19 protein-coding genes are annotated in these 16,615 nt (G+C 65.2%); 1 reads left to right on the forward strand and 18 read right to left on the reverse strand.

Annotation, left to right across the window (positions count from 1 at the left end):
- Positions 1 to 3 precede the first annotated feature (3 nt).
- Together BLEFHOIH_RS17565 and BLEFHOIH_RS17570 are read right to left on the reverse strand one after the other, a co-directional pair.
- Positions 4 to 363, reverse strand: coding sequence for a GNAT family N-acetyltransferase (locus BLEFHOIH_RS17565; protein ID WP_088347316.1), 360 nt, complete (start codon positions 361 to 363; stop codon positions 4 to 6).
- Positions 364 to 612: 249 nt separating this feature from the next.
- Positions 613 to 1,236 carry a class I SAM-dependent methyltransferase gene (locus BLEFHOIH_RS17570; RefSeq protein WP_088347317.1) on the reverse strand — a complete coding sequence of 208 codons (624 nt, stop codon included), beginning with the start codon at positions 1,234 to 1,236 and terminating at the stop codon, positions 613 to 615.
- 110 nt (positions 1,237 to 1,346) lie between these two features.
- Between BLEFHOIH_RS17570 and BLEFHOIH_RS17575 the strand changes: the two genes are divergently transcribed.
- Positions 1,347 to 1,775, forward strand: coding sequence for an AAA family ATPase (locus tag BLEFHOIH_RS17575; protein ID WP_088347371.1), 429 nt, complete (start codon positions 1,347 to 1,349; stop codon positions 1,773 to 1,775).
- Between the two features lie 523 nt (positions 1,776 to 2,298).
- On the opposite strand, the gene BLEFHOIH_RS17580 is transcribed toward BLEFHOIH_RS17575, so the two are convergent.
- The 16 genes from BLEFHOIH_RS17580 to BLEFHOIH_RS17640 all read right to left on the reverse strand — a co-directional run bounded on the left by BLEFHOIH_RS17580 (position 2,299) and on the right by BLEFHOIH_RS17640 (position 16,530).
- Complete coding sequence (locus tag BLEFHOIH_RS17580) at positions 2,299 to 2,625, reverse strand: DUF736 domain-containing protein (protein ID WP_088347318.1); 327 nt, start codon at positions 2,623 to 2,625, stop codon at positions 2,299 to 2,301.
- Between the two features lie 570 nt (positions 2,626 to 3,195).
- The gene (locus BLEFHOIH_RS17590; RefSeq protein WP_088347319.1) at positions 3,196 to 3,633 is read right to left on the reverse strand and encodes a hypothetical protein; all 438 of its coding nucleotides are present in this window, start codon (positions 3,631 to 3,633) and stop codon (positions 3,196 to 3,198) included.
- Between the two features lie 141 nt (positions 3,634 to 3,774).
- Entirely contained in the window at positions 3,775 to 3,939 is a 165-nt protein-coding gene (locus tag BLEFHOIH_RS26800; protein ID WP_170937227.1) for a hypothetical protein, read from the reverse strand.
- Between the two features lie 224 nt (positions 3,940 to 4,163).
- Positions 4,164 to 4,670 carry a hypothetical protein gene (locus tag BLEFHOIH_RS17595; RefSeq protein WP_210191579.1) on the reverse strand — a complete coding sequence of 169 codons (507 nt, stop codon included), beginning with the start codon at positions 4,668 to 4,670 and terminating at the stop codon, positions 4,164 to 4,166.
- Positions 4,671 to 4,831: 161 nt separating this feature from the next.
- Positions 4,832 to 5,755, reverse strand: coding sequence for a DUF2493 domain-containing protein (locus tag BLEFHOIH_RS17600; protein WP_088347372.1), 924 nt, complete (start codon positions 5,753 to 5,755; stop codon positions 4,832 to 4,834).
- Positions 5,756 to 6,095: 340 nt separating this feature from the next.
- Positions 6,096 to 7,151, reverse strand: a complete 1,056-nt coding sequence (locus BLEFHOIH_RS17605; protein WP_170937229.1) for a toprim domain-containing protein — start codon at positions 7,149 to 7,151, stop codon at positions 6,096 to 6,098.
- Positions 7,151 to 11,485: a strawberry notch family protein gene (locus BLEFHOIH_RS17610; protein WP_088347322.1), complete on the reverse strand. Its 4,335-nt coding sequence runs from the start codon at positions 11,483 to 11,485 to the stop codon at positions 7,151 to 7,153. Before BLEFHOIH_RS17610 ends, BLEFHOIH_RS17605 begins: the two co-directional genes overlap by 1 nt.
- 159 nt (positions 11,486 to 11,644) lie before the next feature.
- Positions 11,645 to 12,286: an antitoxin of toxin-antitoxin stability system gene (locus tag BLEFHOIH_RS17615; protein WP_088347323.1), complete on the reverse strand. Its 642-nt coding sequence runs from the start codon at positions 12,284 to 12,286 to the stop codon at positions 11,645 to 11,647.
- Positions 12,279 to 12,437 (reverse strand): hypothetical protein, encoded by a 159-nt coding sequence (locus BLEFHOIH_RS26805; protein ID WP_170937230.1) that lies wholly within the window; start codon positions 12,435 to 12,437, stop codon positions 12,279 to 12,281. Before BLEFHOIH_RS26805 ends, BLEFHOIH_RS17615 begins: the two co-directional genes overlap by 8 nt.
- Entirely contained in the window at positions 12,395 to 12,778 is a 384-nt protein-coding gene (locus BLEFHOIH_RS17620; protein ID WP_245297063.1) for a hypothetical protein, read from the reverse strand. The genes BLEFHOIH_RS26805 and BLEFHOIH_RS17620 overlap by 43 nt, the downstream gene beginning before the upstream one ends.
- Positions 12,775 to 12,924 (reverse strand): hypothetical protein, encoded by a 150-nt coding sequence (locus BLEFHOIH_RS26810; protein WP_170937231.1) that lies wholly within the window; start codon positions 12,922 to 12,924, stop codon positions 12,775 to 12,777. The genes BLEFHOIH_RS17620 and BLEFHOIH_RS26810 overlap by 4 nt, the downstream gene beginning before the upstream one ends.
- Positions 12,925 to 12,981: 57 nt before the next feature.
- The gene (locus BLEFHOIH_RS17625; protein WP_088347324.1) at positions 12,982 to 13,329 is read right to left on the reverse strand and encodes a hypothetical protein; all 348 of its coding nucleotides are present in this window, start codon (positions 13,327 to 13,329) and stop codon (positions 12,982 to 12,984) included.
- Between the two features lie 67 nt (positions 13,330 to 13,396).
- Positions 13,397 to 13,789, reverse strand: coding sequence for a hypothetical protein (locus BLEFHOIH_RS17630; protein WP_088347325.1), 393 nt, complete (start codon positions 13,787 to 13,789; stop codon positions 13,397 to 13,399).
- 10 nt (positions 13,790 to 13,799) lie between these two features.
- A complete protein-coding gene (locus BLEFHOIH_RS27345; protein WP_245297064.1) occupies positions 13,800 to 14,045 on the reverse strand; it encodes a DUF6878 family protein in 246 nt (81 codons plus the stop codon).
- 13 nt (positions 14,046 to 14,058) lie between these two features.
- The gene (locus tag BLEFHOIH_RS27350) at positions 14,059 to 14,280 is read right to left on the reverse strand and encodes a DUF6878 family protein (RefSeq protein ID WP_245297065.1); all 222 of its coding nucleotides are present in this window, start codon (positions 14,278 to 14,280) and stop codon (positions 14,059 to 14,061) included.
- Between the two features lie 99 nt (positions 14,281 to 14,379).
- Complete coding sequence (locus BLEFHOIH_RS17640; RefSeq protein ID WP_088347326.1) at positions 14,380 to 16,530, reverse strand: ParB/RepB/Spo0J family partition protein; 2,151 nt, start codon at positions 16,528 to 16,530, stop codon at positions 14,380 to 14,382.
- Positions 16,531 to 16,615 lie beyond the last annotated feature (85 nt).

The following is a 16,615-nucleotide window of genomic DNA, read 5'->3' on the forward strand; positions in this document are numbered from 1 at the left end:
GGTTCAGGGGAGCAGGCCACCGGCTGAAGTTGTTGGGATTGCGAACATCAAATCTTCCGTATCGCTGCGCGCATCCCTGTGGGTAGATCTGCCGACCGGATAAGCACCGTGCGCGCGATAGAATGCGATCGCATTTTCAATGATAGCGAAGACGTCGAAGCACGCCTCTAGCACGCCCAGCTTGTCGAGTGACGCTAACAGCCGCCTTAGCAAAGCCCTGCCAAGGCCGCGGCGCCGATGAGAACGGAGCAGGTAAAGGGCACCGATGCGATCCCCGCGGACATGGCCAAAGCCGACGATGTCGGGGCCGTCGACTGCCACCAAGAAGATATCGCCGTCACGCAGCGCGCACCGCCATCGCAGTGCGCTTTCGTTCGGTTCGAGCGCGTATGCCTACGACCCCAACCGCATGGAGTAGGTGTCCCAATCGGCCTGCACATGGACCCGTGCGATCGCCGGAACATCGTCAAGCACAGCTTCACGGATCTGGAACATCTCAGCTTGAGGTTGGTAACGTTTCGATCAGTGCAAGCCTACTCGATCGGCAAGTGAAAGTCTCAGATGAGTCGAAGCGGCCGATGGGCGCGCTGAAACAAACGCCACCCGAGATGGTTAGCGGTCTTTGACCGCCTCGATCCACATGAACGCGGCTTCCTCGTTGTCCTGCTTCTCGACGGAAGAAGCGCGAACTCTCACTCCGGAATCGGCCAAATACCCCAGCGTTTTTGCTTCGCCGTTGTGGCCAAAGAACATCGTGGTTCCTAGCCATTCGCCGGTCCACTCGCCCGCTGCGCCTGTACCAAAGCTTGCGACCAGGGTCCCGCCTGGCCTCAGCCACGCCGCGATGTTCGCGATCAACGGGCCCTGCTGGATCGGCGGGATATGTGTGATCGAATAGAAGGCTCCGACAGCATCGAACGAGCCGGCTTCAAACGCAACTTCACACATGTCCGCCTCGATAAACATCGCCTCCGGGACGTTCCGCCGAGCCCTGACGACCTGTTGTGCCGACCCATCGACACCAACGACGGCGTGCCCCAGTGCAGCAAGATCACGTGCAACAGGGATGCCCGCACCGCAACCGAGATCGAGAACCTGGCCCCCGCCGACTGGCAAGGCGTCGATGAGCCGCCCCACCCATTTCCGACGAACGGTCGAAAAGCCGAATCTTTCCAGGTAGACGTCTGCAACATCGTCGTAGCCTGAGGCGACAATGCGTTTCGGGTCGGTGGACATGCCCTTCACCTTCGCAGACGGGCAGTCAATCGTCGAGCCTTGTCCGCGAACATCCTATTGCTGGCGTTCTCCCACCGTGCGAGCTTTGGGCCGTGAGCGGAGAAGTGCTGATGCTGGTCGTATTTGGAGGCCTACCGGGAACAGGTAAGACAACGATTGCACGTGCCATCTCGACTCGGCGCTTGGCAACCTATTTGCGCATCGACGAGATCGAGCAGGCGATACGATCAGCAGGCGTTCTGGCCGCAGTCGTTGGTCCGGCTGGCTACACTGTGGCTGTGGCGGCATCCAACCTCAGGAACGGCGGCTTGGTGATCGCTGATTGTGTCAATCCGGTTCAGGAAAGCCGTCAGGGCTGGCGCTCAGTAGCAGCACGTGTGCAAAGGCCGCTGTTGGAAGTCGAGGTGATATGCTCCGATCCTGTTCAGCATCGCCGTCGCGTGGAAGACCATCGCTCGGACATTGACGGCCAAACGCCTCCAACCGAGCGGAATAGCGGCGAGTGCCCGTATGTTTTTCACACGCGTTTCGCGCGGTAAGCTGCCCGCCGGCTCGTCAGTACGCAAATGATATATTTATAGTTTTGCGATACCGGTCGCGAAATTACTATTTCCGGAATAGCCATAGTATTCGGTGGCCATGAGTGTGCTTGCCGCAACGCTGGAATCCGGGATGTTTGAACTTCACTCTCTTGCCCGTTACTAAGGCAAAGACACGGACGTTGAGCAGCGCAAACGTGATGAGAAGGTCCGTCTCGGGAGCATCTGATGAGCCGGCACGCCAATGCACTTGCTTGCCATAGGGAACGTCAGCAATAGCTATCGAGCGGTGTCAGCTCGTGACGAGATGCGCGATAGCCTCAGTACACGTTGCATCAGCCCGGAATCCCCCCGCCGTGAGGGCATTGAAGGGCAAGAAGCCGAGCAGCACTTCGGCCGCCCCAGGCGAAGCGGCGTTTTCATAGAAAGGCAATCCCGCATTGGCGGGAAACTGGCCCGGTTGTCCCCGGGAGCATCGGGGCAGCCCCGCCCGGACTGTCCAGGCGGGGCATCTCGGTGCGGCTCAGTCGCCGTTGCGGCGACCGTTGGGGCGGGACCAGATGAGGCTGTAGCCCTCACCGTCCTCGGCCTCGAAGAGGTTGGCGTAGATCGGGGCGGTGAAGCTCGGGTCGTCGAGCTTGAGGCCCAGATAGTCGCGGCCCTCGTTCGAGCGTTTGGACCAGGCGGCGCCGATCTCGGCTCGGCCGACGAAGACACGGTGGCTGGGGGCGTTCTCGCCGGTGGCCCGCGTTTCAGGGACGATGCGGACGTTCTTGGCCTGGACGCTGAGTGTGACGATCTCGCCGCTGAACTCGTTGCCGGTCTTCTTGAAGGTGCCGATGGTTGCCATGTCAGTTCTCCTTGATCTGAAGCTTCGAGCCCGCACCATTGCGGCCTCGATGGCGATCGGCAGGCCGGAGGGGATCGACGGCGCACCCCGAAGGGGCTCGACAGCAAAGGAAGAACTTTCTTGCCTCGCGAGGAATGGGCGCAGCCCAGGGGACGAAAGTTTGACGCCGCTGTTGCGCCATAGGCGATCGAGGCTTCAGCCGGCCTTCGGCCAGATCAGGCCATTGAAGAGGCCGCTTAGGTGCGCTCGATCCGGCGCGGATCTCATATGGAGAACGTGGCGCCCCGTCGCGACCGCCCAGGACACCGGCACGCCGTTCAGAGCATCGGCTTTCCACCACGGACAGGCAGGCACGCCGCATCCCGCCGATAGGAACACCACGACCCGAAGCGTCCATCCTGCTGCCTTGTCCGATCGCCGAGTGGGGTGCCCCGTTTGCGAGCGCCTCGAAGGCCGGACGTTTCGCGCCTCAAAAGCCGGGCGCCCGGCACCATCCGATCATCGTCCAGCATGATGACGGAACGGAGCGGCTTAGAGCTTCCCTGGTCCGCGCGCCGGCCGCAGTGGCGTTCAAGCCGTAGCGGTGCCCTGTCCGGGGCCGGGCGCGGTCATCGCCGTCACCCGAACGAATGCTGTGATGCTGACTGCAATCGCACCGATCACGGAGAAGACGATCTGCCAGGTTTCGGAGGGCATGGTGTGCTTCACGATGCCGTATGTTGCCTGGTAGCCGGCGATTGCGGCTGGGGCGACGAAGGCGAGCGCGACGAGGAGCTTCAGCCACATCGGACGGAGGAAAATGAGCAAAAGCTGGCCGATGCCGAGAGTCGCGCCGGCGGCAACGACGCCAATGGCGATGGCGCCGAGGATGCCGGCGCCGGTCTGATGCGCCCAGATGCCGGCGGTTATGCCGGCAAGCGCCGGCAGCGCGAACACGGCGAGCGTGAAGAGCAGCCAGCAAAGCACGCCTATGGCAGCGAACAATCCGAGGATGGCGAGGATGATCATGGTGGTGGTCTCCGTGAGAGTGGGTCTGACGGTTGCGCCTGCCACCACCACCACGGCACGATCGGCAGCATAGCCGAAGTCGGCCCACCTCAGGAGCGGAAATCGAACCGATCTCCGCCCGCGAAAGCGGTTCGCCTCCGGTCATGGGGCGAAGGGATCGATTTCGGCTACGATGTCAGCATCGCCGTCGAACTCGTTGGAGGGGACGACAGAAAGCGTGCCGTCTCCGGCCTTGAAGATGACGATCGCGGCCATCAGGGTGGTGGCAAGGCTGAAGGCGAAGGCTTGAGCATCGTTGAGGGACATCGGTCTGGCTCCTGTTGCTTGAGCGGAGGACCATCCCCCGCTGACAGGCGCCCGACATGTCGGACTGAGAGCTGCAATCACCGCGTGAGGCGCAGCCGAAGCGGCGGCACGCGAAGCGTAGCCGACCCTTCACGGGTTGATGGCGTCAAGCGATCAGCCTGACCAAGGATCAGCGCAGAGAAGCGGGGGTGGTGCTTCCCGACGGGAGCCGTTCGTGTTCCAGGTCAGCCAAGGTGAGCCGCACGGAGCCCAGGTGGAGCGTTGGCTATGAAGTCCCGATAGGCGTAGTTGATGAGGTCGCGGACCAGTTCGAGGAGCCCGCCGACAGGTAGACCATCGAACGGATCGCCATGGGCCATCCCATTGCGGCGCTGGCTAAGGCTTGGCTCATATGCGCCGGTGACCAAGCCGATCGCGGTGCCGCCGGTGCGGACAATCATCGGAATGTGCGCCTCGTCGAGGCCGTCGAGGTCGACCATGTGCTTCAGCAGCGAGGCGAACGAGCGCTTCTTCTTCGGAACCTGGCCGCCATATCGGTCCATCAGCGTGAGCTCCAGGGCGATGAGCGCGGCGAGCTCGCCGGCCTTCAGCACGTCGAGGTCGATCCAGCCGAGAAGATAGAGCGTCTGCGCGCGCCTGAATTTGAACTGGACGATGTCGGGTATGCGGGCATCGATGCCGAGGCCGACGATGAAACGTCGCCATTGATCGGGTTCGTCGAACTGGATCATTCCTCCGGGGAGCCCGGGCGACGGCCATGCGATGATCAACGGTGCTTTGCGAGTGGCAAGTTGAATGTGGTCGAGATCCAGATGCGCCTCCTATCAGCGGAAGTACAGTGTTTCTGCCGACAGTATCAGATTGCGGTCACTTGTTTGAGGTCGCGCGGCGCTCACACGCCGCCGAATTTCAAGACCGGGATGCCGAGTTTCTTCGCCTTGTCGGCGAGGTTGGCCTGGATGCCGGTGCCAGGGAAGACCATGACGCCGATCGGCAGCACGTCGAGCATCTGGTCATTGCGCTTGAAGGGCGCCGCGCGGCCGTGCTTCGTCCAGTCGGGCGCGAAGCCGATTTGGGGCACGCCCCGGTGATCGGCCCAGCAAGAGGCGATCTTTTCGGCGCCCTTCGGCGATTTGCCGTGCATCAACACCATGCCCGGATACTTGGCGTGGACCTGGTCGAGCTTCGACCAGATGAGGCGGTGGTCGTTGAAGTCGAGGCCTCCGGTGAATGCGACCTTCGGCCCGGGCGGCAGGAGCACCTCCTGCTCGGCACGCTTCCTCGCGGCGAGAAAATCGCGGCTGTCGATCATCGCCGAGGTGAGATTGCGGTGGTTGATTTTCGACCCGTTGCGCGGAAGCCAGGGTTTGCCGACGTGACGCTCGTAGAGCGCGCCGGCCTGGTCGCGCATCAGCTCGAGCGCATCCTGCCGCTCGACCAACGTCCCGCCTTCGGCAACAAGCCGTTCGAGCTCGACCGATTTGACCTCGGAGCCATCCTGTTCTCGTTGAGAGCGGTGCTGCGCCTGCTCGTTGTCGTCGAGATCCCGCGCGATCCGCTCGGCGGCGCGGTGGAAGACGTTGGCGGTCGACCAGAGGAGATCGTCGAGATCGGGCTCGATGCGGGTGTCGCCCAGGGTGGAGATCAGGGCATCGAAGATGTCGGCGATCGCCCCGGCGATCTCGTTGCCGTCGGGGAGCGGTCGCGGATCGGGCTCGTCGGCGAAGGGACGGTAGCCGTAGAGCTGAAGCTCGGTCAGGACGTGGTCGGTCGGAGAGGAAGCTTGGGTAGCGTCGTGGTCGTCATGCTCGCTCATGGGATGCTCCGCCCGCTGGACCGCGACCGTCGCGGCCTTCATGGCGACGACGCCGTCGGGCGGGCCGGACAGGCACCCGGAGCGGAAGCGAAGGGCCGAAGCGAAGCGGAGGGCCGCAGGGGCCGGCTATTTTGGCTCGCGATGGAAAGGCCCTCTCCCTTCCGCGCGCCGAGCTGCGTCGGGTGGAGAGGGCCGCCGGAAAATAGCCGGCCCCAAGGTTGCCCGGCCGGACCGTTTGACGGCAGATCGCCCTCTCGAAGGCCGAGGCGCGGTCCTCCGGCGAGGACGAAGCATCCGAGCGGTGCGGTTGGCGGCGAGCCGCCCCGCATCCCCGTTCCGGCTACGCCGCCAGATCCATGAAGCGGGCGACGTCCTGCGGTGCGATCTGGACGCGAATGGCCGCCCGAAGCGCATCGACGCCCGGCATCCGCAGATCCTCGTTGAAGTCCGCCAGCACCGGCGACAGCACGATTGCCTCGATGCCGGCCTGCTTGGCGCGGTCGATCAGCGTCGCCATCGCGCCGTCGCCGGCGGGATCGTCGTCGCGCGCGATGTAAAGGCGGCGCAGCGTGTCCGGAAACCGGATGGCGGCGAGGTGGGCTGCCGAGAGCGCTGCCACCACCGGCATGGTCGGCAGAACGCATCTGAGCGACAGCATGGTCTCGATGCCTTCACCGGCCGCCATTACCGAACCCGCCACGCCGAAGCGCACGGCATGGCCCAGAAGATCGCCCATTGACCGCTTCGGCCTGTCGATGGGCGCCTTGCCGAGCGTCGCCTCGCTAAAGCCATCAGGGTCGAGCCAAGTGCGGTGCCCACCAGTGATCCGGCCGCCGAGATCGGTGACGGCGGCGATCATTGCCGGCCATATCTCGGTCGGCTCATGCTCGTCGGGCCGATAGTAGCAGCGCGGATGGAAACGCAGCGCCCCGGTTTCGTGGAAAGCGGCAATGCCGCGTTTCCGCAGATACGCCTCCGCGAGCGTCCCCGTTATCGGCTGCGCCATGGTGAACAGTCGCCGCGCCGCCTCCGACGATCCGGTCCGCGCGGCGGGCTTGCGGCTTCGGTGCTCATTGGGCTCGGGATGCGGCAGGCTGAGGAAGCTCCGCGCCTCGTCGGCGACATCCTTGAAGTCGACGAGGCCGCACGCCTCGCGGATCACGTCCAGTAAGTCCCCGTACTCGCCGGTCGCGGCGTCGGTCCAATGACCGGCCGCACCCTTGCCGGTCTCCGGCCCCTTGAGTCGCACGAACATCGAGCGGCCCGGCGTGTTGCGGACGTCGCCGACCAGCCAGTAATTGCCCTGGCGGCGGCCGTGGGAGAGATAATGCCGGCAGACCGCCTCGGCCTGCCGGCCGAGGCGCTGCGACAGTTCGGAGGCGTCATGGCTGGGCATCACACCGCCTCCCGTTCGGAGGCGTGCTCGATGGGATAGCGCTCCAGCACCCTGGCCAGGGCGGCGCCGCCATTCGCGTCGGTCGGCACGAACATGCGCAGCTTCCACGAGATGATCTCGTGGAACAGACCATAGGCGCGGAGCCGGTCGCGCATGGTGTCGGTAAAGCCCGACAGCTCGATGCGATGGGCGCCCATGATACGCACGCGGCGAAGCTGGAGCCCTTCGGCCAGGTCGAGCACGGTGCTGCCGTCCAACAGCGCCGCAAAGGCATCGTCCGGCGTCAGCGTAACGACGCCGGTCGCGAGCGCGCCCGCGGCCCAGGCCGAGGAGACACGGCGGCCGATAATGCGCTCGCCCTTATCGGTTTGGAGCCGATAGACCCGCGTCGACTCGTTCGGCAGGCGCTTCCAGATCGGGAGCAGGAGGCCGGCGACGATGTGGATTGTCGAGTCGGAGAACTCCGGCACCTGCGCCACTTCGCGAGTCCAGGCGACCGCGAAGGCGTCGCGATCGGCGTCCCGCCAGTGGCTCTCCGCCATCATCGTCAAGGACGCATGATGCTGCTCCATGGGACGGAGCAGCCGCACGCGGCGTTCGATCTCTCCGTCGTCGAGCATCACGCTCGGCGCAGTGACTTGCACCGCCGCGCGGCCGGAGCGCTCGTTGACGAGCAGCGTGGTGCGAGGATCACAGAGATGATCCAGCGCCTGGTCGAATGTCAGCGGCCGGTTGCGCACGCGCTGCGTGATGGTGAGCAGCCGCGTTTCCGCCGCAGTGGCGGGATGCGTGTAGATCGTGCGCCGGTCGGTGACGACGAAGCTTTCCGCCTTCAGCGTCTCCAGTCCGATGTCATAGGTTCCGCTGGCGATGGCGCCCTCGATCCTCGCGTTGAGGAGTTGCTCGAAGGCCGTGAACAGCACGCCCTGCAGGTCGATGGGCAGCGCCAGCAGCCGGTTGAGGAAGGTGGTGATCGGAGGCAGCGCGTCCCTGACGCCACCCTCATCCACCAGACTGAGGCCGGTAGCCTCCTCGAAGCGCTGCAGCGGGCAGCCCTCGACCTTGCCGCGCACGATGAGCAGATAAAGCTGCCGCAGCGCGTCGCGGGCGTGAGGGCTTTCCAGATTGTCCTCCGGCCGGAACAGGCCCTGGCCGCCGGTCTGGCGCTGGCCGCGTGTGATCGCGCCCAGCGTGTCGAGCCGGCGAGCGATCGTGCTCAGGAAGCGCTTCTCGGCCTTCACGTCGGTGGCAATCGGACGGAACAGCGGCGCTTGCCGCTGGTTGGTCCGATTGGTGCGACCGAGCCCCTGGATGGCGGCATCCGCCTTCCAGCCTGGCTCAAGCAGATAGTGGACACGCACGCGCTGGTTTCTTGCCGTCAGCTCGGCGTGGTAGCTGCGCCCGGTGCCGCCTGCATCGCTGAACACCAGGATGCGCTTCACATCGTCCATGAAAGCGGCGGTCTCGGCGAGATTGGCGGAGCCGGCGCGGTTTTCCACCATGAGCCGATCGCCTTTGCGGATCACTCGACGCGAACGGCCGGTGACCTCGGCCACCATGTCGGTTCCGAAGCGCTGCACGATCTGGTCGAGCGCGCCGGGCACCGGTGGCAGGCTGGCGAGTTGTTCGATCAGCCGGTCGCGCCGTGCCACCGCTTCGCGGCTCTCCGCCGGCTGGCCGTCGCGATAGACGGGCCGCGACGAGAGATGGCCCTCCGAGTCGGTGAAAGGCTCGTAGAGCTGCACGGGGAAGGAGTGCTGAAGATAGGACAGGACATATTCGCGCGGCGTGATGTCGACGCGCACGTCGTTCCACTCCTCGGTCGGGATCTCTGCGAGACGGCGTTCCATGAGCGCCTCGCCGGTCGAAACGATCTGCACGACGGCCGCGTGCCCCTCCTCAAGGTCACGGTCGATCGAGCGGATGAGCGTCGGTGTCTTCATCGAGGTAAGCAGGTGCCCGAAGAAGCGCTGCTTGGTGCTTTCGAAAGCCGAGCGAGCCGCGGACTTCGCTCGGGCGTTCAGCGTGCCGGTTTCGCCGGTGATGTTCGCCGCCCGCATGGCCGCTTCGAGATTGTTGTGAATGATCGAGAAGGCGCCGGCATAGGCGTCGTAGATGCGCCGTTGGTCATCGGTGAGCTGGTGCTCGACCAGCTCGTATTCGATGCCGTCATAGGAAAGCGAACGCGCGGTGTAGAGGCCGAGCGAGCGCAGGTCGCGGGCGAGCACCTCCATCGCCGCAACGCCGCCGGCCTCGATCGCCTCGACGAACTCGGCCCGGGTCGCGAACGGGAAATCCTCGCCGCCCCACAGGCCGAGCCGCTGGGCATAGGCGAGATTGTGGACGCTGGTGGCGCCGGTGGCCGAGACATAGACGACGCGGGCGCGAGGCAGCGCATGCTGGAGCCGGAGCCCCGCGCGCCCTTGCTGAGAGGGGGCGATGTCGCCCCGGTCTCCCTTGCCGCCGGCGGCGTTTTGCATGGCGTGGCTTTCGTCGAAGACGATCGCCCCATCGAAATCGGGGCCGAGCCATTCGACGATCTGCCGGACGCGCGACGCTTTCTCGCCGCGCTCGTCGGACCGGAGCGTGGCATAGGTGGTGAACAGGACGCCTTCCTGAAGCGTGATCGCGCGCCCTTGCGGGAAGCGCGATAGCGGTGTCACCAGCAGGCGTTCCATGCCGAGTGCCGACCAGTCGCGCTGTGCGTCCTCGATCAGCTTGTCGGACTTGGAGATCCAGACGGCCTTGCGGCGCCCGCACATCCAGTTGTCGAGGATGATGGCAGCCGACTGGCGGCCCTTGCCGGCGCCGGTACCATCGCCCAGCATGAAGCCGCGCCGGAAGCGGACCGCGTCCTTCGCATCATCCGGCGCCGCCGTGACGAGATCGAAGGTCTGATCGACAGTCCAGGAGCCGGCGAGAGTGTCCGAGTGCGCTTCGCCGGCATAGATTACGGTTTCGAGCTGGGCGTCCGACAGGACGCCGTCGGTCACGAGGCGGGCGGGCAGACGCGGACGATAGCTCGGCCTGGGCGGCGCGACCGACGCCATGGCGGCCGATTGCACCAGCTTGGTGGGATGCGCCTGAGAGCCCGGAATGCGGATCGTCTGAAGCCGATATTCTTCATAGATTGCATCTGTCAGGCGCGCGCCCTCGGCCGGCGTCCAGTCCGCGGTCTCATAGACGAGATCCACGGCCTCGGGGTCGGTGAGTGGGCGCTTTGCGGGCGGTTTGGAGGCGGCTCGGGCGATATAGCCGCCCACGGTCTTCGGAATGCGAGCGGCCGCTGCCGGAACGGCGACGGTGGCGGCCACGGCGGGACGAGGCGGCACATGCTTGGCGATCCAGCCGATGAGCGTGGCGACATCGGGGGCGATCCCCGGCGATGCCGGGGATGCCGCCGGGTCGTCGGCGGGCGCCTTGTCGATGACGGTGAGGCGCGTCTCGATCGTCGTGCCGTGCTTGGCATAGACCGCGCCGTCGATCGCGGCGGTGAACACCACGCGCCCGCGCTCTTGCAAGCGAGCGAAAGCCGCCGTCCAGGCTGGGGCGTCCGGCGCGAAATTGGCGCCGGTGATAGCGACCAGTCGCCCGCCGTCGGCGAGGCGGGCCAGCGCCGAGGCGACGTGGCGGAAAGCGGCGTCGGCCATTCGGCCCGAGACGTTCGGCATCGCCGAAAAAGGCGGGTTCATCAGCACGACGCTCGGGATCGCCGCTGGACTCAGATGATCGTCTATCTGCGCGGCGTCGAAACGTGTGAGGGGTACGGCCGGAAACAGGCAGGAGAGCAGTCCGGCGCGCGTGCCGGCTAGCTCGTTGAGGATGAGCGTGCCACCGGCGATCTCAGCCAGGATGGCGAGCAGGCCGGTGCCGGCCGAGGGCTCCAGCACGCGGTCGGCCGGCGTGATGGCGGCTGCGATCAGCGCGGCGAGGCCCAGCGGCGTCGGCGTCGAGAATTGCTGGAAGGCCTCGCTCTCGGCGGAGCGGCGCGTATGGGTCGGCAGAAGCCCTGTGATTTTCACGAGCAGTGGCAGCGCGGCCTCCTGAGAGCCGGCCTTACGCAGAAGTGCCTTTCCGTATTTGTGCAAGAACAGCACGGTCGCCACCTCGCAGGCGTCATAAGCCGTCTTCCAGTCCCAGGCGCCAGACGCATCGGAGGCGCCGAAAGCGGCTTCCATGGCCGAGCGAAGGATCGGGGCGTCGACACGCTGGCCATGTTCGAGATGGGGGAGGATTTGTCGGGCCGCCGCGAGGATGGCGGGGGCCGGGTCGATCACGGGGACGGACGAGAGCGACGCGACGTCGGCGGTGGCGCGCGGAGAATGTTCGTGCATGGGGAAAACCTTAAAGAGAGCCGGAACGGGACGAGCCTGCCGGCGCTCTCTCTCGACCGAGCGGGCTCAAACCCGTCCCGGCTTGTCTCTGCCTCTAGGCGGACTGGCCGTGGCCGACATGAAACAAGCGCCCGGCCGTGAGGCGGGCGCTTGTCCGGATCAGCCGAACCGGCGGCCGGCTTCCGTGAAGGTGTAGTCGTTGGCGATGATCGCCTCGTCGACCGCCTCGTCCGACGTCAGATCATCGTAATCCCGTTCAAGCTGGCGATAGAGCCAGCGGGCGAGATCGCGCACCGCCTCGATGACGGCATCCTCGGCATCGGAGGTCATGTCCTGCCAGGTAGGGCTGTCGCGTTCGACCGCAACGCCCATGCAGTATTCGTGGTAGTAGCGACCGCGATGGGTAATAGCAGCGCGGAGCTGATAGAAGTTGCGGCGCTGGATCGCCTGAAGCGCATCGGCGATGCGGTGAAGCTCGTTGTCCTTCGGCGCGTACTTGCGGATTTTCCGTGGCGCGGCTTTCGCATGACAGTAGCGCCCCTCGAAGCAAGCCCCGTCGCCCTGACTCCAGAATCCCGAGAACCAGATGCAAGGCTTCCGCCGCGTGCCACCGCCATAGAGGCGAACCGCGCGCGTCTCGAGGTTGACGCCGAGGATCACGCAGATGCGCTCGAAGTCGTCATAGACGAACTCGAACCAGTCGTAGTCGAAGCCCCCCTCGTGATACCAGGCGCGGGCCTTCTCCTTCGCCGCGTTGGAGAGTTTGTCGAGGCGATAGACGGTGGTGGTAATCTCAGGCATCGGGATCGCCTCCGACCAGGACGATGGCGAGCCAGTCATCGGTGTTAATCCAGTCGGCGGTTTCGCCCGTCGCCAGGTCGAGCGCGCGGGCGGCGTTCTCGGGGGTGCCTACATCGAGCAGGCGGGAGAAGTGCGTGAGATAGTTGGCCATGTTGGTCTCCGTAGAAAAGCCAAAGCCCGGTGCGATGGCCGGGCTCGGTTGGTTGGGATGATGCGGTACTCAGGCTGCTGGCGGGGCGTGGATGCGATCGTCGTCGAACTCAACGTCCTCGATGACGGCTTTGCGGCCGCCGGCGTGATGCGGTCGATGAAGGCGATGACGCCTTCGCGCCGCTCGTCGATCTCGATGTGCTCGGGGTGGGCTATCGACTTCATGGCGATCGCGGCCGCGGCCTTCGCCTTCTCGATCGCTTCGGCATCGGAGTTGGCCTCGACGGTGAAACCGTCATAAGCGCGCACCCAGAAGCCAATCTTGACGATGTATTCGGTCACGGCGCGTCTCCGCTGTCTGGAGCAGCCATGTTCATGTCGGTGCGCGCCGCGCCCGACTCCCCAAGGCCGGCCCTCGTGAGGAAATCTTCGATGAGATCGTTGGTTGATTTGCCGAAGATCGCGTCCGGCGTGATGAGCACGGCCATGCCGCCGAAGCCATCCGGGCGCATCTTGCTGCAGGTGAAGGCTGCGACGATGCTGACCTAGTGCAGCGTTCTCGATCGTTTGACGATGTCCTGAAGGAAGAACTCCCAGGATGTGCCGCTGAGATCGAGGTCGACGTCGGCGGCATTGGGGTCCCCGGTCGCAAGCTGTTCGGTCACGCAGGCATGGGCGGCGGTCTCCGTGTCGCAGGGTGCGGCGAGCGCGCCTTCGATCTCGGCGCGTGTCGCGAAGACCATTGTCGAAGGGCTCTGCTCCGCGAAGAAGCGCCAGCCCTCGCCATCACGCTCGCACTCGAAAATTCGCGAGAGAAGCAGGCGCTCGATGGGTGCCATGTCCTCATCGGGAATGGTCTGCTGAACAACGGTCTGTTCGAAGTAGTCGGCCATGTCGTGTCTCCGGATACGAAGAACCCGGCTCGACGGCTGGGCGGATGGATTGGATGGTGAGAGGATGTCAGTCTGCGGCTCGGACCTTGGCGACGATCGCCTCGGTCGTCGCGAAGGGATCGACGAGCTTGTGGATCGGCTGGGCGCGGCCCATCCACGGCTGCGGGCGGATACAGCGGACCCAGTCGGCGAAGCTCGGAATGAAGCCGAGATCCTCGAGCACATGCTGTTCGCCGATCAGGCGGACGGGCACGACCCGGCCGGTCGAGATGGTGAGCGTGGCCCCGAATGTCCGCTCCAGCTCGAATATGCCCTGCGCATGATGGCGCAAGGCCCGGTGGCGGAAATCGGCAGTGATCTCTTTCGACTCATCGAACCACTGGTGCAGCGGCAGATAATCCTCCGCCGTGCCGCCCCATTTCCGCGCCGAAGAAAGCGCGTGGTGATAGCAATGTCCCATCGTCGCCTCCTCAGAAGGTGTGCATGTCGTTTTCGGAGGCGGTGTACCGCTTGTTGTAGTCGAGCGTGATTCTGTACTCCGCCACGTCGAAGGTGATGTCGCCATAAGCGCCGTCGTCGTTCTCCCAGCCGCAATGGGTCTTTTCGAGAACGTCATAGGCCAGGCTCTCGACGGCCGTTGCGATGCTGACGGATGAACGCATCGGCTCGAATCGGCCCCACACGGCCTCGGCGATTTCGACCGTGTCGGCAGGCATGGCAATGTGGTCATCACCGGCCCCGACTTCGACATTCCTCAATCTGGCCGGAATCGCCAAAGCCGTCGAAGGTGACGATGACATGCGTGACGCCGGCCAACGCGAGTGCATTGAGCAGCACGGCCTTGTTGAGACTGAAAAGCTCGGCCTCGAGCTGGGTATGAAGAGCGGCCAGCGTCTCCCATTCAGAGAGCGGCGGCTTGGGGCTTGGCGCGGCGTCGGAACCGTCGGTCATGAGGATCTCCTGAAACGAAAGCGCCCGGCGCGAAGGCCGAGCTGTGGGACGGATTGGACAGAGGGAGCGGGGCGACCTACGCCTCCCCGCGCGGCTCTGCTAATCGGCTGCGACCGCAGGCGGCCGGTCGGCGTCTTCGGCTGAGGCTTCATCGTCGTCTCTGGCGAGGAATTCCGGCAGCGCATCGGCAGCGCCGTCTGCGTTCGCTTCGCCGGCTCCGGCCAACGGCTCCTCGGAATCCGCGAGGCGCAGCGGTTCGGGCAACCAGCCAGTGCTGGCCAGGAGCCGCTCTGCTTCCTTGGCCATGTCGCCTTTCTTCAGATGGTCGATGAGCTGCGCGGCCTGTTCGCCTGCGCCCTCGCGTACCGCTTCAAGGATGCGGCGCTTCGGCACGCGGCCGAGATAATTGTCGATCGCGGGCGTCCAGCCGACCTCGACCATGTCGAGGCCGGTGGCGCGTGCAAGTCGGTCGGCTTGGGCCAGACGGCGCTCCAGCCCATGCTGGGAGACGCCGTTGCCGCCATATGGGTTTGGCTTCTCATAGAGGGCGTTGATGCCGAAGCTGACGCAATGGGCGAGCAGCGACAGCCGGCTTGTCTCGTCGAGTGCGGCGAGCCAGTCCCATAGGGCTTGGTCGTCCTGCGGCAGATCGGTCTTCCAGGCCTCCTGCCGTTCGGCAATCGACCGGGCGGACGGGCTGTCCTTGAGGTCGGCAGCCTGAACGGAGAAGAAGACATGGCGCACCGAGGCCTCCAGACATCCGCCGCTCGTGGCGGTGCGCTGGAAGGTGTCGACGACGAGCTTGTGCAGGAGCGTCGTCAACGCAATATGCGGATTGTTCGCCACCGCGTCGCGCAGCGCCAGCGTGCGATGGGCGGTCAGTTCCATCATCAGCCGGTCGGGTAGCGGTTTGACGGTATCATCCTCCTCATCTTCCGACTCGGTCGGCTGACCGCCGATCGTGATCACCGCGCGCTGCACGGTCGGCGTGCTGGCGCCAGCGCCATCCTGATCGTCGGATGGCGTATCACCGCCAGGCTCCTGTCCGGGCTCAGAGACCTGCATCTCGTCCTCAAGGCGGACATAGCCGCGATCGACCGAGAGCTTGCCATCGGCACCGATGCTGACGAACACGCCGGCGCGGGCGATGTCGGCGGGGTCGTAGGTGACAGGGTGATTGTCGAGTTGGCCAAGCGCCGCTTCGATCTCGCCGAGCCGCTGATCCGCCTCGTCGGGCAACTCGTCAGCGTCTTCATATTCGGCTTCGAGCGTCTGGTATTCGGCGTTGAGCGTGTCGATCATCGCCTGTTCCTCGGCGGTTAGGTCGGCCGTCACACCGTCGAGCTTGCGCAGGTCGCGCGCATGGCCATAGGAGAAGTCGATCGCGACCTCGATCCACTTCCAACCCTCGGCGGCGATCTTCTCCGCCTCGGCCTTGAGCTTCGCGGCGACCAGGCTGTCGAGCAGCGCGACATCCTCGAGCCAGCCGCCGTCGTCCTGCTGGAAGAGATCGCGCAGAGCGACGCCGCCCGCCGCTTCATAGGCGTCAAGACTGACGAATACCGCTCGCTTGTCGGAGGCACGTACGGTCTTTTCGGTCAGCATGCGGCGGATCTGATAGGGCTCCTTCGACCAAGAAGCAGAGATGGTCTCCCAGACCTGTTCCTGGCGGGCATGGTCGGAGCTGACGGTAAAGGCCATCAACTGCTCGAGCGACATGCCGTCCTCGGCATAGATGTCGAGCAGCTTCGCCGAGACGCTGGCGAGGCGCAGGCGCTGCTTCACCACATTGACCGAGGTGAAGAACGCCGCCGCGATCTCCTCCTCAGAGAGCCCCTTCTCGCGGAGGCCCAAAAAGGCGCGGAACTGGTCGAGGGGATGGAGTGGCGCGCGCTGGATGTTTTCGGCGAGCGAGTCGTCCTCGGCGAGGATGTCGGTCGCCGGATCGCGCACCACGCAGGGCACGGGGGCGTTCTTCGCCAGGCGCTTCTGCTTGACCAGCAGTTCGAGCGCCCGGTAGCGGCGGCCGCCGGCGGGGATCTCGAACATGCCAGTCTCGGCGCCTTCGGCGTCGAGGATCGGTCGGACGCTGAGGCTCTGAAGCAGCGTTCGCCGGGCAATGTCCTCGGCCAATTCCTCGATCGAGAGGCCGGCCTTCACGCGCCGGACGTTGGCCTGGGACAGCACCAGCTTGTTGAAAGGAATGTCGCGCGAGGACGACAGGGTGATCTTCTGAACGGCAGCAGCCATCGGGATGGTCTCCGCGACGGGCGGCCGAAAGCCTCTCTCTCGGCCTCCAACCCGTCACGAAGATGGCGCAGCCCTCTTCCTCTGC

This window comes from Rhodomicrobium sp. R_RK_3, assembly GCF_002198715.1.
In the GTDB taxonomy this organism is placed as follows: Bacteria; Pseudomonadota; Alphaproteobacteria; order Rhizobiales; family Rhodomicrobiaceae; genus R-RK-3.